Annotated in this window: 11 protein-coding genes; 4 read left to right on the top strand and 7 right to left on the bottom strand. The window is 72.0% G+C overall.

Going from position 1 to position 15,025, the window contains the following annotated elements:
- Window positions 1–209: 209 nt before the first annotated feature.
- Window positions 210–1,601 carry an aminotransferase-like domain-containing protein gene (locus FHU28_RS18620; protein WP_184685824.1) on the bottom strand — a complete coding sequence of 464 codons (1,392 nt, stop codon included), beginning with the start codon at window positions 1,599–1,601 and terminating at the stop codon, window positions 210–212.
- Between the two features lie 40 nt (window positions 1,602–1,641).
- On the opposite strand from FHU28_RS18620, the gene FHU28_RS18625 reads away from it, so the two are divergent.
- A complete protein-coding gene (locus tag FHU28_RS18625; RefSeq protein WP_184685825.1) occupies window positions 1,642–2,637 on the top strand; it encodes a DMT family transporter in 996 nt (331 codons plus the stop codon).
- On the opposite strand, the gene FHU28_RS18630 is transcribed toward FHU28_RS18625, so the two are convergent.
- Entirely contained in the window at window positions 2,575–3,789 is a 1,215-nt protein-coding gene (locus FHU28_RS18630) for a hypothetical protein (RefSeq protein WP_184685826.1), read from the bottom strand. The two genes, FHU28_RS18625 and FHU28_RS18630, sit on opposite strands and share 63 nt — an antisense overlap.
- A 329-nt stretch (window positions 3,790–4,118) precedes the next feature.
- Here FHU28_RS18630 and FHU28_RS18635 point away from each other — a divergent pair, with 329 nt between their 5' ends.
- Window positions 4,119–5,699 carry a pectate lyase family protein gene (locus FHU28_RS18635; protein WP_184685827.1) on the top strand — a complete coding sequence of 527 codons (1,581 nt, stop codon included), beginning with the start codon at window positions 4,119–4,121 and terminating at the stop codon, window positions 5,697–5,699.
- 61 nt (window positions 5,700–5,760) lie between these two features.
- On the opposite strand, the gene FHU28_RS18640 is transcribed toward FHU28_RS18635, so the two are convergent.
- The 5 genes from FHU28_RS18640 to FHU28_RS18660 all read right to left on the bottom strand — a co-directional run bounded on the left by FHU28_RS18640 (window position 5,761) and on the right by FHU28_RS18660 (window position 12,331).
- Entirely contained in the window at window positions 5,761–7,491 is a 1,731-nt protein-coding gene (locus tag FHU28_RS18640) for a cellulose binding domain-containing protein (RefSeq protein WP_184685828.1), read from the bottom strand.
- A gap of 27 nt (window positions 7,492–7,518) precedes the next feature.
- Window positions 7,519–8,949, bottom strand: a complete 1,431-nt coding sequence (locus FHU28_RS18645) for a non-reducing end alpha-L-arabinofuranosidase family hydrolase (RefSeq protein ID WP_184685829.1) — start codon at window positions 8,947–8,949, stop codon at window positions 7,519–7,521.
- A 281-nt stretch (window positions 8,950–9,230) separates the two neighbouring features.
- On the bottom strand, window positions 9,231–10,298 hold the full coding sequence (locus FHU28_RS18650) for an SRPBCC domain-containing protein (protein ID WP_184685830.1): 1,068 nt from the start codon (window positions 10,296–10,298) through the stop codon (window positions 9,231–9,233).
- 21 nt (window positions 10,299–10,319) lie between these two features.
- Window positions 10,320–11,651 (bottom strand): low temperature requirement protein A, encoded by a 1,332-nt coding sequence (locus FHU28_RS18655; protein ID WP_184685831.1) that lies wholly within the window; start codon window positions 11,649–11,651, stop codon window positions 10,320–10,322.
- A gap of 89 nt (window positions 11,652–11,740) precedes the next feature.
- Window positions 11,741–12,331: a TetR/AcrR family transcriptional regulator gene (locus FHU28_RS18660; protein WP_184685832.1), complete on the bottom strand. Its 591-nt coding sequence runs from the start codon at window positions 12,329–12,331 to the stop codon at window positions 11,741–11,743.
- A 123-nt stretch (window positions 12,332–12,454) separates the two neighbouring features.
- Between FHU28_RS18660 and FHU28_RS18665 the strand changes: the two genes are divergently transcribed.
- Complete coding sequence (locus FHU28_RS18665; RefSeq protein ID WP_184685833.1) at window positions 12,455–14,095, top strand: MDR family MFS transporter; 1,641 nt, start codon at window positions 12,455–12,457, stop codon at window positions 14,093–14,095.
- A gap of 74 nt (window positions 14,096–14,169) precedes the next feature.
- Window positions 14,170–15,018, top strand: coding sequence for a phosphatase PAP2 family protein (locus FHU28_RS18670; protein WP_184685834.1), 849 nt, complete (start codon window positions 14,170–14,172; stop codon window positions 15,016–15,018).
- The last annotated feature ends 7 nt before the right edge of the window (window positions 15,019–15,025 follow it).

The raw sequence follows: 15,025 nt of genomic DNA on the forward strand, positions 1-15,025 counted from the left end.
TCTTGCACTTCCGGCCCCGGCGATGCCGGATTGCTCCTGGTATGAGGGGCACCAAACTGCAAGATCGCGGGCTTGGGGGCGGGGTGGGCGTGAGGGCGGGCGGGCCGAACGCCGATCTTGGAGTTGTGGCACCTCTGATAGCGGGGCGAAGTCGACAATATGAGGCACCACAAGTCCAAGATCGACGGCGGTGTGAGCCGTCGCCGCGGTCAGTGGGGGAGGGTGGTGGAGAGGCGGCGGATCGCCTCGTCCATCTGCTCGGGTGGGGCGGCGGCGTAGGTGAGGCGCAGGTGCGGGGCGGGGGGTTCTGCCGCGTGCCAGGGGCGGCCGGGGAAGACGGTGACGCCCGCCGCGGCGGCCGCCGCTGTCACCGCTACGTCGTCGGCGCCGTCGGGCAGGCGTACCCACAGGTGCAGGCCGCCGCGCGGGACGTCGCGCGGGGTCAGCGACGGCAGATGTCGGTCCAGCGCGGCGAGCAGCGCCTCGCGGCGGGCCCGCAGCTGCACGCGCAGGCTGCGGCGGTGCCGGTCCCAGGCCGGCGCGGTGAGGAACTCCACTGTGGCCTGTTGCAGCGGTCCGGCGACGAAGAGGTCGTCGAGCAGGCGGGTGGCGCGCAGCCGTACCCCGGCGGGTCCGCGCGCGCCGATCGCGGCGATGCGCAGGCCGGGCGCTGTGGACTTGGTCAGCGAACGCAGGTAGACGACGTGCCCGTCCGGGTCGTCGGCGGCCAGCGGTGGCGGGGCCTCGCCGTCGATGGTCAGGTCGCGGGCGTAGTCGTCCTCGATGAGGAACGCCCCGGCCTCCCGCGCCGCCTCGGCGACCTGGGTGCGCCGTGCGGGGGAGAGCGTCGCGCCGTGCGGGTTGGCGTACAACGGCTGGCAGTAGAATAGGCGGGCGCCGGTGCGGGCGAACGCGGCGGCGAGCTGGTCGGGGCGTACCCCGTCGGCGTCGGCGGGCACGGGCACCACCCGCAGCCCGGCGGCGCGCGCGGCGGCGAGCGCGCCCAGGTAGGTGGGGGACTCGACCAGCACCGTGTCGCCGGGAGTGGTGAGCGCCCGCAGCGTCGAGGAGAGCGCGGCCTGCCCGCCCGGGCAGATCACCATGTCCTCGGCGCGCAGGCCGCCGCCTGCCTCGCGGGCGAACCAGGCGCGCAGGTCGAGGCGCCCCTCGACCGGGCCGCGCTGCCACGCGGCCGGCTGCCGGGCCGCGCGGGCGAGCGCAGCACCGAGCGCGGCGGCCGGCTGGAGGTCCGGGTCCAGGTAGCCGCCGGTCAGCGGGATCGCGCCGGAGGGCGGTAACGCCAGCAGGGCCTGCATCTCGTCCTCGCCGCCCCGCCGCGAGCCCAACGCGACGGTCTGCCACGACAGGTCCGCCCGTGGCGGGTCGGCGCGGCGGTTCGCCACGTACGCGCCACGGCCCGGCCGTGTCTCGATCAGGCCGTCGGCGACGAGCCGCCGGGTCGCCTCGGCGACGGTGACGGGGGAGACGCGATGGTGCGCCGTCAGCTCCCGTACCGACGGCAGCCGCGTGCCGGGGGCGGCATCCGAAGCCAGCGCACCCAGATGCCGGACGACACGCTCGATAGCGCTACCATCATTCATGACGGCACAGAGTAGCGCTACTGCACCAACGACGGTAACGGTGAGGCCGGGCGCCGGCGTCGTCCTCGGCGCGCTGGGTGTGCTGGCCTTCAGCATGTCGCTGCCGGCCACCCGCGTCGCGGTGCACACGCTCGACCCCTGGTTCGTCGCGTTCGGACGGGCGGTCGGCGCGGCGCTGCTCGCGTGGGCCTACCTGCGGGTGACCGGCGCCCCACGCCCCACCCGGGACCAGTGGCGACGGTTGTCGATAGTCGCGCTCGGCGTCGTGGTCGGCTTCCCGCTGTTCACCTCGCTGGCGCTCACCACACAGACATCGGCGCACGGCGCGGTGGTGGTCACCGTGCTACCCGCCATGACCGCGGTGTTCGCGGTGCTGCGGGCCGGGGAACGGCCGCCGCCGCTGTTCTGGATCGCCAGCGCCGCCGGACTGGCGCTGGTGCTCGCGTTCCTCGCCGCCGGCGGCTCGATCCGCGGGACGCTGGCGCCCGCCGACCTCTTCCTGCTCGCCGCCGTGGTGCTCTGCGGACTCGGGTACGCCGAGGGCGGCCGGCTGGCCCGCGAGCTCGGTGGCGCCAGGACGATCTGCTGGGCGTTGCTGCTGTCGCTCCCGGTCACCGTGCCGGTCACGGCGGTTGCCGCGTTCGTCCACCGGCCGCAGGGCGGCGTCGCCGCCTGGACCGGGTTCGGCTACCTCACAGTGGTCTCGATGTTCCTCGGCTTCTTCGCCTGGTACGCCGGGCTGGCCCGGGGCGGCATCGCCCGGGTGGGTCAGATCCAGCTCGCCCAGCCGGTGCTCACGCTGATCTGGTCGGCAGTGCTGCTCGGTGAGGCGGTCACGCCGGGCGCGCTCGTGGTGGCGGGTGCGGTGCTCGCCTGCGTCGTGCTCATCCAGCGCACCCGCAGCGGCGCGACGCCGGCGCGCGCCCGGGGCGGGTCGTCCTCAGCAGGCCGGCCTACCCCGGGCGGGGCGTCGTCAGCAGGGCGCGATGGTGCCGGTCACGCTGGAGACGTACGCGTGGCTGACGAAGTGTCCTGACGCGAGGCGGTTCCACTGGCTGGTGGTCCGGTACGGGCCGCTGACCGACTGGCCGGTGACGGAGCACTCGATCGGCACGTTGGCGTAGGTGGCGGCCAGGCCGACGACGGGATTGCCCGTGCCGGGGCCGGAGCGGATGTTGAGCGGGCCGCTACCGATCCGGCCCCGGGGGCCGGTGCCGGTCCACAGGTAGGCGACGTCGACCCAGGCGTTGTCGGTCAGCAGCAGACCGTCCCAGAACGTGCCGTCGGCGAGGTCGATGCCGGCCGGGCTGCCCACCACGCGTCCGAACTGGTCCCGGCCGCCGTTGTAGCCGCTCTGGTACGCCGCCTGCGCCTCGGGCCGGCCCTGCGGCAGGTCCTTCCACATCTCCCGGACGCTGCCCGGGTTCCAGTAGTCGTCCTTCGTGTTCCACGGCCCCATGTCCCAGACCGGGGCGTACTCGCAGCGGCTGCGGGTCGTGGTGCAGACCCGCACGGTGTAGTCGCCGGTGTTCTTCGGCGCGAGTCCGCGGGCCGAGGGCAGCGCGACGAAGTGGTCCCGCGAGACGATGACGTGCCCGTTGGCGGTGGTGCCGCCGACGAGCCCTTCGCGGGTGGCGTACACCCGGTAGGTGAGGCCCGGTGTGGCGGCCGTGACGGCGGCGACCGAGTCGGCGGTGAGCCGGACCGTGCGCAGGCTGGGCGTGGCGGACGGCCGGTCGGCGGTGAGGACCACCCGGATCTGCACCAGGGTGACCGGCTGGTCGAAGACGGCCGCTCCGGTCACCGTCCGCCATTCGGTCCACGCGCCGGATCGCCAGCCGCGCGCCGCCACCTCGACGGCGCCGTCGCGGGCGGGCCCTGCGACGACGTCGGCCCGGACCCGGTTGGCCGGGGCGGCGAGTGAATGCGGCGCGACGACGAGCGTGCCCTCGGCCGCGATGCCGCGCCGGGCCGCGGGCCGGTGCGCCGCGTCGGCGAGGCGGAGCTCCGTGCCCGTCCAGCGGACGTTGACGTCGTCGGAGTCGATTCCGGCCAGGTCGGCGCTCCAGGTGTTGCCGGCGGCCGCCGCGGTCTCCAGGGGCGCGGCGAGGGCCGGCGAGGCGGCCAGGACGGCGGCGACCGCGCCGGCGACTGCCGCCGACGTACGGGTCCTGCGGGATCGGGACATGGCGCTCCTCGTGGGGGCATGAGTAGACAAACGTCGATGCGAGGGTGAGGTGCAGGCAACCATCGATCTCGCATCGCGTCAAGGTGGCGCCCCTGGCGTCCGGCCGCCCTGAGCAGTGCAAAAAACCTGCAAACGCTACCTCTTGCCCTGAGCGAAAGCGCTTTCATACGATCGCGTTACATCGATGTTTCGTTTGCGACCCGGGCATCGCAGATGACGACATCCGCCGGCGACGCGCCTGATCGCGTCGCGGCTCCTCGCTATCCCATTCGGTGACTAGCCGCTGCTCGGCGGCAATTCCCGCGTGCTCGAAAAAGGAATGAGGCGACATGAGAAGACCAGTCGCGCTGCGACTCCACGCGGCACTGGCCACGGCGGTCGTCGGGATCGCCGTCGCCGTGGCGCTCCCGTCCCCGCAGGCGTCGGCGGCGGCCGGCAGCGCCACCGGCTACGCCACCCAGAACGGCGGCACCACCGGTGGCGCGGGCGGGCAGACGGTACGCGCCACCACCGGCACCGCGATCCACGCGGCGCTGTGCGGGCGGGCCAGCAGCAGCACCCCGATCATCATCGAGGTGACCGGGACCATCAACCACGGCAACACCAGCAAGGTCTCCGGATCGAGCTGCAACACCGCCGACGGCGTGATCGAGCTGAAGCAGATCAGCAACGTCACCATCATCGGGGTGGGCAGCGGCGCCGTCTTCGACCAGCTCGGCATCCACATCCGCGACTCCCGCAACATCATCATCCGCAACGTGACGGTGCGCAACGTCAAGAAGTCCGGCTCGCCCACCTCCAACGGCGGTGACGCGATCGGCATGGAGAGCAGCGTCCGCAACGTCTGGGTCGACCACGTGACGCTGGAGGCGTCCGGCGGGGAGTCGGAGGGCTACGACGGCCTGTTCGACATGAAGGACGACACCCAGTACGTGACGCTGTCGTACAGCATCCTGCGCAACTCCGGGCGCGGCGGCCTCATCGGGTCCAGCGAGAGCGACCGCGGCAACGGCTACATCACGTTCGAGCACAACCTGTACGAGAACATCGACTCCCGTACGCCGCTGCTGCGCGGCGGCATCGCCCACATGTTCAACAACCACTACACCGGGCTGCACGAGTCGGGCATCAACTCCCGGGCCGGCGCGCGGGCCAAGGTGGACAACAACTACTTCCGCAACTCCAAGGACGTGCTCGGCACGTTCTACACCAGCGAGCGTGGCACCTGGCAGGTCAGCGGCAACATCTTCGACAACGTGACCTGGTCCTCGCCCGGGAGCGACAACTACCCGGCGGGGCCGAACGTGACGTCCACGACCACCGTCAGCGTGCCGTACTCGTTCCGTCTGGACGCGGCGAGCTGCGTGCCGGACATCGTGCGGCAGACGGCGGGCCCGAACACCGGCCTGCGCGTCTCCGACGGCAACTGCACGCCGCAGTCCCCGGCCCCGACCACGCCGGGGCCGACCACGCCCGCCCCGACCACGCCCGCACCCACCACGCCGCCGCCCGGGACGACCACCCCGCCCCCGTCCGGCGGGACCAACCTGAGCCTCGTCTCCGGGGCCGGCGCCGACGGGTCCAGCAAGGCCGACGGCACCAGCTACGGCAACGTGCGCGACGGCAACCTGAGCACCTACTGGTCGCCGTCCGGGTCCACGGGCACCGTCTCGATCAAGTGGGGGTCGGCCACCACTGTGTCCCGCGTGGTCATCCGCGAGCCGTCCGGCACCTCGGGCTCGATCGGGTCCTGGCAGCTCGTCAACAACGACACCGGCGCGGTACTGGCCTCCGGTAACGGGGCCGGCCAGATCACCTTCGGCGCGATCTCGCTGAAGAAGATCAACTTCAAGATCAACAGCTCCAACGGTACGCCGAGGGTCGGCGAGTTCGAGACGTACGCCAGCTAGCAGTCACACACGAGCGGAGGGCGGCCGATCCGGCCGCCCTCCGCCCTTCTTCGTGTCCCGGTCAGAGGGTGAGCACGACGGTGGAGATGCTCCGCGCGCCGACGTTCACAGTGACCTGGTTGCCGTTCACGCCGACCGGCTGGCTCGCCGCGCTGGCGTTCTGAGACGTGGCCACGTACTCCGCCCGGCTGACGTTCTGCGGCGCCTGGATGATCGCGTTGTTCACCGCGCTGGTGGACCGGTTGAGGATCACCAGCGTGACCTTCCCGTCACCGGAGTAGGCGGTCACCTCCAGCGGCGACGCCTTGGAGCTCTTGGTCAGGGCGACCCGCTGGTAGCCGGGCCGGACGTACTTCGAGTACTGCGAGAACGCGTACCCGCGCTTGAGCGGCGCGCCCGCCACGGTGCCGTACGCGGACTCGCCGTCACCGATGAACGAGTAGTAGCGCTTGCCGTACCACCAGACGTACGCGCTCCAGTTCGACTCCATCGACTTGTGCACGGTGCGCATGATGTCGTCGAGCGTCTCGTTCCAGGCCGCGGCGTTGGCCGGGTTGCCCCAGATGTTGGAGCCGCCGCCGTCGGCCTCGTGCAGGTTCCACTCAGTCATCCACACCGGCTTGTTGTACTGCTGCGCCAGCGTGTACGGCTTCAGCCGGCCGGACGCCTCGGTGCCGTACAGGTGCCCGCCGATGTAGCCGATGTTGTTGCGGGCCGCCGCGTCGTTGAGCGTCGGGTCGGTGTAGCCGTAGTTCAGGTTCACCGCCTCGGCGACCATCAGCTTGGTGTTCTGCACCTTGGCGCCCTGTTCCCGGACGAAGGTCTGCAGCTCGGTGCCGCTCCAGTCCATCGAGTCGTAGTCCGGGTGCCAGTCCGGCTCGTTCTGCACGGACGTGACGTCGATCGTCACGCCCTGGTTGCGCATGTACTGGACGTAGCTGTTGAGGTGGTTGGCGTAGTCGTCGTAGTAGTCGGTGCGCAGCTTGCCGCCGTTGACCCGGCTGTTGTTCGTCTTCCAGGCCGCCGGAGCGGTCCACGGCGACGCCATGATCTTCACGTTCGACCCGTACGACTTCGCCGTCCGCAGCGCGCTGGCCTGGGTGCCCCACTCGCCGGACACCGGCGAGATGCCGGTGCGCACGATGGACAGGCCGAGCTGGTTGGGGCCGAGCCCGACGAGCGTCTGCGTCTCGGCCGTCGACCACGCGCCGCCCCAGATCGACACGGCGGCGCCGAACCCGTCGATCGTCTGGTAGCGGCTGGTGGTGTTGACGGTGATGTCCGCCGCCCCGGTGGGCGGCGGGCTGGTGGGCGAGCTGGTCGGCGAGTTCGTCGGTGAGGTGGACGGCGACGTGGACGGCGACGTCGGCGTCGTGCCGCCGGTACAGGTCACGCCGTTGAGCGCGAAGCTCGTCGGCGCGGGGTTGCTGCTGGTCCAGGACCCGTTGAACCCGAACGACGTGTTGCCGTTCGTCGGGATGGACCCGTTGTAGTCGACGTTGCGGGCGGTCACAGCCGCTCCGCTCTGGGTAACAGTGGCGTTCCACGCCTGGGTGACGGTCTGACCGGCGGCGTAGGACCAGGTGAGCGTCCAGCCGTTGACCGGGTCACCGAGGTTGGTGACCGTGACGTTCGCGCCGAAGCCGCCCTGCCACTGCGACGACACGGCGTAGGTCACCGCGCATCCGGCGGCGGCCGCCCCGGCCGGCAGCGCCGCGGCCATCGCGGTGGACGCCAGCAGGACCGCACCGGCCGACAACACCGCGGTACGGGTCGTTCTGTGCCTTCTCATTCGACCTTCTCTCCTCGACGGTCCGGCTCAGTGCTGGAGGGTGAGCAGTCCGGGGCGGTAGGGCAGGAGGCCGTAGTCGCCGCCGGAGTTGGGGGAGCGGCCTTGGTAGAGCAGTTGGAGGTTGCAGGGGTCGACGGTGAAGGTCTGGTCGGCGGTGGTGCGGATCAACTCGCCGTGGCTGATGTCGTTGGTCCAGGTGGCGCCGCTGTTGGCCTTGCCGGCGAACGGGTTGGACTCGGTGGCGGCCTGCGGGGTCCAGGAGCCGCCCAGGCTGGTGGCGGTGAAGGACCGGAAGTAGCGGCCCTGGGAGCCGATGGCCTCGACGATCATCAGGTAGCGGGTCTGGCCTTGCAGCTTGTAGACCTGCACGGCTTCGAACAGGTTGTTCGTGGTGTCGCTCATGATGGTGGTGTAGTTGGAGCCGAAGCTGCCGGGGAAGTTGCCCAGGGGCATGCTGGAGCGGTAGATCTTGCCGTTGTCACCGGCGAAGAACAGGTACATGTTCTGGTCGTCGGCGATCAGGGTCTGGTCGATCGGGCCGGTGCCGGAGCCGGAGATGCTGCCGGTGAACAGCGGCTGCGCCGAGGACCATCCGTTGGGGTTGGTGGGGTCGTTGGAGGTGCGGTAGGAGAACGCGGTCGGTCCCCACTGGTAGGCCAGGACCCAGATGTTGCGCGGCGCGAAGTAGAACAGCGTCGGCGCCACGGTGCCCGAGGACATCGCGTTCTGGCTGGCGGAGGCCATCTGCGACCAGTTGGAGAACAGGCCGAAGTTCATCGACCCCCACCTCGTCCCGGTGTCGTGCGTGGTGGCGTAGACCAGGTGCTGCCCGTTGTAGGGCACCACTGTGAAGTCCTTCAACGACACCCAGCCCGAGCGCGGCTGCGCCAACACGCCGGAAGACGACCACCGGTACGACGACGGCAGGTTGCAGGTACCGCCCGGCGGAGGCGTCGTGGGAGGCGCAGTGGTCGGCGGCGCCGTGGTCGGCGGCGCCGTGGTGGGTGGCGCGGTGGTCGGTGCGCCGGTCGGCGTCGTGGTGCCGGTGCAGGTCACGCCGTTGAGCGCGAAGCTGGTCGGCACCGGGTTGCTACTGGTCCAGGAACCGTTGAATCCGAACGACGTGTTGCCGTTCGTCGGGATCGACCCGTTGTAGTCGACGTTGCGCGCGGTGACCGCGGACCCGCTCTGGGTCAGGCTCGTGTTCCACGACTGGGTCACCGTCTGCCCGGCACCGAACGACCACGTCAGCGTCCAGCTCGACACCGGGTCGCCAAGGTTCGTGATGGTGACGTTGGCGCCGAAGCCGCCCTGCCACTGCGACGAGATCGCGTAGTTCACCGAGCAGCCCGCGGCGGCGGCCCCGGCGGGCAGCTGCGCCACGGCGACCGACGCCGACGCGAGCAGCGCGGCGCCGGCCGATGCCAATATGGCATTGACTGACCTGGATCTGTACATGAATTTACCTCCTGCGGGGGCGGCGGCTCTGGCATTGGCGGTGGCGATTGTTTTGTGAGCGTTAACAGCCGCGTCAGGGATGTTACGGGAGCGCTCCCATGCACTCAACAACTCATTTCCGCACCCACCGCATCAAGGCCCGCGCCCCCACGCGCCGGAAGCCACGCCCGCCCTCGCCCGGACCGACGATCATGAAGTTGGCCGCCGTCAATGCGGACGGAACCGCGGTTCAACCTCATGATCAGCGCGGTGAAAGGGGGGTGGGGCGGGGAGTGTGAGGGTCAGGCGGGGGTGCAGGGGGTGCTGTCGGCGGCGCAGCCGGCGGGGGCGTTGTGCGACGGGTCGGGGTCGCGCACGTCGAACCGGATGGTGACGGACCCACCGCCCGGCAACGCGGCCCCGGTGAACGTGACCACGCTGCCGTCCTGTGCCGCCTCGGCCCCGTTGACGCTGCCCACCGTCGCGCCGCCGTGCAGGGTCACGGTGACCGTCCACTCCGGGCGCGGCGCGGGACCCGGATTGCGCAGCACCACCTCGCCCCGGTAGCCGAACAGCCGGTCGTTGACCGTCTCGTACGTGGCGCTCAACGGAGCCGTCACCACAGTGGAGGGCGTCGGGCTCGGCGTACGGCTGGGGGTGGGCGACGGGGACGAGGAGGGTGAGGCGCTGCGGCGGCTGGCGCTCGGCGTGGGCCGGGCCGTGGTGGGCCGGGCGGCGGGCTCGGCCTCCGACGGCACGGCGAGCGGGGCCGACGGCGGCAACGCGGCCGGCGCGCTCGGGTTGTCACCGGTGGCCCACAGCGCCGCTGCGGCGCCCGCGGCGGCGAGCAGCGTCACCGCGCCGGCCGCCAGCAGCACCGGGCGTCGCCGGGAGCGGCGGCGCTCCTCGCCGAGCAGCCGCACCACAGGCAGTTCGGCGGTCAGCCCGCCCTCGGCCCGGCGCAGGTCCACGTTCTGGAACGCCAGCCAGTCGAGAATGGCCGGCAGCCGCCCGGTGACCGCCTGCTCGTGCTGCTCGGCTCGGGCGTCGGCGTCCCAGTCGCCCTCTTCGAGCACTTCGCGCACGGACAGTCGGGTGCCGTGTGCCGTGGGGGTCAGGTCGCAGGCCAGGCGGGTGGCCCGGCCGGCCTCCCGGCAGCGGACGACCAGCCGGTGCGGCGCGCGCAGTTCGACGGTCTCGACCTCGGTGTCGGTGTCGTACCCGGGCAGCGCGGCGGTGGCCAGCACCCACCGGTCGGACCCGGGCGAGCTGTCGGCGAACCACTTGGCCAGCAGCGCGCGTTCCGTCAGCGCCCGCCAGGTCCGGGCGGGCGGGTGGAACAGGTCGACCTCGGTGACGATCTCGATCACGCGGAGACTCTAGGGCCTGTGTCAAGGTCGGTGCGGGGCGCTGTCACCGTCGTCGCGCCAGCGGGCCCGCCAGGCAGCTTCGCTCTCCTCGGCGCTCGCCTTCTCCTCGTGCATCAGCCGGCGCAACGCGACCCGGGAATCGGCGAAGATCACCAGTTCGGCCGCGACGAGGGCCACGCAGATCGCGGTGAGCAGGCCCAGCGCGCCGAGCGCCGGCAGGTGCTGCCCGACCGGCAGCACAGCGGCGAGCAGGAGCAGGGTGCCGAGCCGGGTCCAGGACAGCGTCCGCAGCGCGCGCCACTGGAACGCCATGTTGGCGGCGAGGTAGACGAGCACACCACCGAAGAGCAGCGGCACCGCCGGCCCGTGGCCGCGCTCCATCGCTCCGCCGGCCGGGTCGGTGACGATCCGCACCAGCTCCTCGGCGCCGATCGCGAACAGGATCACGCCGGCGATCATGGGCAGGTAGAGGTAGGCGTACGCGTCGCGGGCCAGCGTCACCCGCGCGTGGCCCTGGGCGGCGTGCAGCGCGATCCGGGCGGCCGGGCCGATCATGTCGAAGTGCGCCCACCAGAGCGCGGCGGTGAACAGGATGCCGAAGATCGCCGCCGGGATCGCCGGCCAGGTCACGGGCTGACCGAGCAGGTTGCCGCCCACGCCGACCGAGATGACCGACTCGCCGAGCGCGATGATCAGGATGAGGTCGTACCGTTCGGTCCAGTGCTCGGCCGAGGTGATCTTCCAGCCGTCGGTGCCGGCGAGCAGCCCGCTGCTGTACTGGATGGCCACCACGGCGATCCACAGTCCGTCGCGCAGCCACGGGCCGACGTCCGCGGGTACCCGCGGCGGCAGCAGCGCCGCCACCAGGAGCAGGGCGGCCGAGATCAGCGCCTCGGGCAGGAACAGCCGCAGCTTGCGGCGGGCCGGCGGGTCGTCGCCGGTGGCGTACCAGTACAGCGCGGTGTGCACGGCCCTGATCACCACGTAGCTGACCGTGACCAGGATCGGCCCGGCGCTGCCCTTGTCCAGGTCACCGAACGTCTGCGGCAGCGCGAGCGCGAACGTGAACAGCGCGATCATGCCGACCACCATGAGGATCGGCACGAAGCCCTCGCCGAGGCGCAGCCGGGCGGCCACCGCGCTGTGTACCACCCAGCACCACCACAGCACGGCGAGCACCAGCAGCGCGTGCAGCAGCTCCCGCAGCGTCACGTTGGCGGCGGTGGCGCGCGTGATGATGAAGAAGGACACCACGAAGACGAGGTCGAAGAAGATCTCGAACCGGTCGACCCGGGTGGCGGGGGCGACGCCGGTCGCCGGCCCGAGCCCCTTGCGCCACCGGTCGCCACCCACCGGGCGAGTGTGTCAGCCCAGGTCAGGCGGGGTGCGGCATTCGCCGGCCATTCCACCGCTCCGACCGGGTGCGGCGGACGGGGGTGCGCTCAGCCGGCCGCCGGAGCGGCGTGCGCGAGCACGTCGCGCAGCACGTCGCGCAACGGCCGCCCGGGGTGCTCCAGCCATTCCTGGGCGGCGATCCGCAGGGACGCGAGGAACGTCGCGGCGATGATCCGGGCCCGCAGCGCCGCCTGGGGTCCGTCGAGACGGCGGGCCAGCTCCGCGGCCATCTCCCGCTCCAGTGCGGCGTACGCGGCGACCTGGTGGGCGGCCAGGCTCGGCTGGCCGTGCAGTCGCCGGCGCCGGTTGAGCCAGGGCTCGGCCGGGTCGTCGTAGCCGTCCTCGGCCTGGGTCAGGGCGGCCCGGGTCAGCGCGGCCCACGGTGGCAGCTGCGCCGGTTGCTCCGCGACCAGCGCGAGGAGCCGGCGCAGCCGCAGCGTGTCGCCGTGGAAGAGGGCCTCCTCCTTGCCGCTGAAGTAGTTGGAGAACGTGCGCCGCGAGACGTTGGCGGCGTCGGCGATCGCCTCGACGGTGATCCGGTCGGGGCCGTGCTCGACGGCGAGGGACAGCGCCGCCTCGTGCAACGCCTGACGCGTCGCCGCCTTCTTCCGTTCGCGCAGCCCGGTGCACTCCTCCATGGCGACAAGCGTAGGTGAGCCATTTCTCAATGGGCAAACTTGCCCGACGGGCAAGGTTTGGTGTTGATTGCTTTAGGCAACGAAGCGGCCAAACCCGCATCGACACACCTGGAGGACGCGCGCATGAGCGCACCCACCGCGACGGCCGAGGCCGCGCCCATGAGCAAGCGGCAGACGCTGGAGGCGCTCAGCGGTCTGCTGCTCGTGCTCTTCGTGGCCATGCTGAGCAGCACCGTGGTCTCGACAGCTCTGCCGAAGATCATCGGAGCGCTCAACGGCTCGCAGACCCAGTACACCTGGGTGGTCACCGCCACCCTGCTCACCGCGACCGCGACCACCCCGATCTGGGGCAAGCTGGCCGACCTGTTCAACAAGAAGCTGCTGATCCAGGTCGCCATCGTGGTGTTCCTGGTCGGGTCGGTCGCGGCCGGCTTCGCGCAGAGCGCCGGGCAGCTCATCGGCGCCCGGGCCTTCCAGGGCATCGGCGTGGGTGGCCTCCAGGCGCTGGTCCAGGTCGCCATCGCGGCCATGATCCCGCCGCGCGAGCGGGGCCGCTACAACGGCTACCTGGGCGGCGTGATGGCGCTGGCCACCGTCGGCGGCCCGCTGCTCGGCGGCCTGATCGTGGACACCTCGTGGCTCGGCTGGCGCTGGTGCTTCTTCGTCGGCGTGCCGGTTGCGGTCGTCGCGCTGTTCCTGCTCCAGGTCACCCTGAACCTGCCCACCGCGCGCCGGGACAACGTCAAGATCGACTACCTGGGCGCCGCGCTGATCGCCGCCGGGGTCAGCGTGCTGCTGATCTGGATCTCGTTCGTCGACGACTCGTTCGCCTGGGCCTCCTGGCAGACCGGCGCCATGGTCGGCGGCGCGGTGCTGCTGCTCGCGCTCGCCGTCTGGGTGGAGTCGCGGGCCGCCGAGCCGGTGGTGCCGCTGCACATCGTCCGCGAGCGCACCACCGCCCTGGCGATCCTCGGCAGCCTCGCGGTCGGCATGGCGATGTTCGGCGGCGCGGTCTTCCTCGGCCAGTACTTCCAGATCGGCCGCGGCTACAGCCCGACCGAGGCCGGTCTGCTGACCATCCCGATGATGGTCGGCGTGCTGATCTCCTCGATCGTGGCGGGCCGGATGATCACCGCCACCGGGAAGGTCAAGCCGTACATCGTGTTCGGCGCGGTCGTGCTGGTCATCGGGTTCGCCATGCTCGGCACGATCGACCACGACACGTCGCTGGTCTTCGTCGGCATCGCGATGTTCATCGTCGGCGTGGGCGTCGGCATGACCATGCAGAACCTGGTGCTCGCGGTGCAGAACACCGTGGCGCTCAAGGACATCGGCGCGGCCAGCGCCAGCGTGGCGTTCTTCCGCTCGCTCGGCGGCACCATCGGCGTGTCGGTGCTCGGCGCGGTGCTGGCCCGCCGGGTCACCGACCGGATCACCGGCGACCTCGCCGCGGCCGGCATCCCCGCCTCCGGCGGAGGCGGCGGCAGCACGCTCAACCTCGACGCGCTGCCCGAGCCGGTACGGCAGATCGTGCGGGCCGCGTACGGGGACGCAACCGGGCATATCTTCCTGATCTCGGCCGCCATCGCGGTGGTGGGTATCGTGGCGGCGCTGCTGCTGCGCCCGGTCACCCTGCGTTCCAGCCTCGATCTGCCGGACAGCGGCCGGTCGGTGGCGGTGGGAGCGGACGCCGTCGACGGCGCGCCCGCCTTCGACGAGGTGAGCGTGGACTCGGCCGGCCGGGAGGAACGCGCCCGCCGCTGAGCCCGTACCCCCAGGGCCGTCGCCGACCCCGGCGGCGGCCCTGTTCCGTGCCGGGAGGCACCGAAGGAGGAGTCGTGGACACCACGCGGGCCGTGCCCCCGCGCCTCGCCGCATGGCGGCGGGCCGCGCGTGAGCTGGCGCTCGTCGCCGTGCTCTTCCTCGTCTACAAGGCGGGCCGGCAGGTGGTGGCCGACCACGCCGACCTGGCCCTGGCCAACGGCGAGTGGATCTGGCGGCTGGAGCGGCTGCTGCGCCTGCCGGACGAGGCGGCGGTGCAGGCCCCGCTGCTGCCGCACGAGGTGCCGGTGCGGCTGGCGAACGTCTACTACGCCTACGTCCACTTCCCGGCCACGGTGCTCTGCCTGGTCTGGCTCTGGCTGCGCCGCCCGGCCCACTACCTGCGGCTGCGGCGGGCCCTGGCGGCGCTGACCGCCGTGGCGCTGGTGCTGCACGTGTGCGTCCCGCTCGCCCCGCCGCGGCTGACCGCGCTCACCGGCATGGTCGACACCGGCACCCGGTACGGCCCGAGCGTCTACGGACCGCCCGACACCGACCAGCTCAGCAACCAGTACGCGGCGATGCCGTCCCTGCACGTGGGCTGGGCGCTGGCGATCGCGCTGGCGCTGATGGCGGTCACCGCCGGACGCCGCCGCTGGCTCTGGCTGGTCCATCCACTGGTGACCGCGTTCGTGGTGGTGGTCACCGGCAACCACTACTGGCTCGACGGCCTCGTCTCGATGGCGCTGCTCGTGGTGATCCTGGCCGTGCTGCCCCGGCCCGCGCCGGACCGGCCCGCGCTCCTCGAGGCGGCCGGACCGGTGCGTCCGCACCTGGTCCCCGCGCCGCGCCGCGCCGGCCACCGCCGGAACCCGAGGGTCCCGGCGGCGGCCGACGTGCGGCTCCGGCCACCCGGCCGGGGCTGACCGCCGG

It is taken from the genome of Micromonospora echinospora (assembly GCF_014203425.1).
Taxonomy (GTDB): Bacteria; Actinomycetota; Actinomycetes; order Mycobacteriales; family Micromonosporaceae; genus Micromonospora; species Micromonospora echinospora_A.

Bases quoted from the DNA above. Each gene is read 5' to 3' on its own strand.
- FHU28_RS18620 (WP_184685824.1), bottom strand. From the start codon at position 1,601: ATGAATGATGGTAGCGCTATCGAGCGTGTCGTCCGGCATCTGGGTGCG.
- FHU28_RS18630 (WP_184685826.1), bottom strand. From the start codon at position 3,789: ATGTCCCGATCCCGCAGGACCCGTACGTCGGCGGCAGTCGCCGGCGCG.
- FHU28_RS18635 (WP_184685827.1), top strand. From the start codon at position 4,119: ATGAGAAGACCAGTCGCGCTGCGACTCCACGCGGCACTGGCCACGGCG.
- FHU28_RS18640 (WP_184685828.1), bottom strand. From the start codon at position 7,491: ATGAGAAGGCACAGAACGACCCGTACCGCGGTGTTGTCGGCCGGTGCG.
- FHU28_RS18645 (WP_184685829.1), bottom strand. From the start codon at position 8,949: ATGTACAGATCCAGGTCAGTCAATGCCATATTGGCATCGGCCGGCGCC.
- FHU28_RS18660 (WP_184685832.1), bottom strand. From the start codon at position 12,331: ATGGAGGAGTGCACCGGGCTGCGCGAACGGAAGAAGGCGGCGACGCGT.
- FHU28_RS18665 (WP_184685833.1), top strand. From the start codon at position 12,455: ATGAGCGCACCCACCGCGACGGCCGAGGCCGCGCCCATGAGCAAGCGG.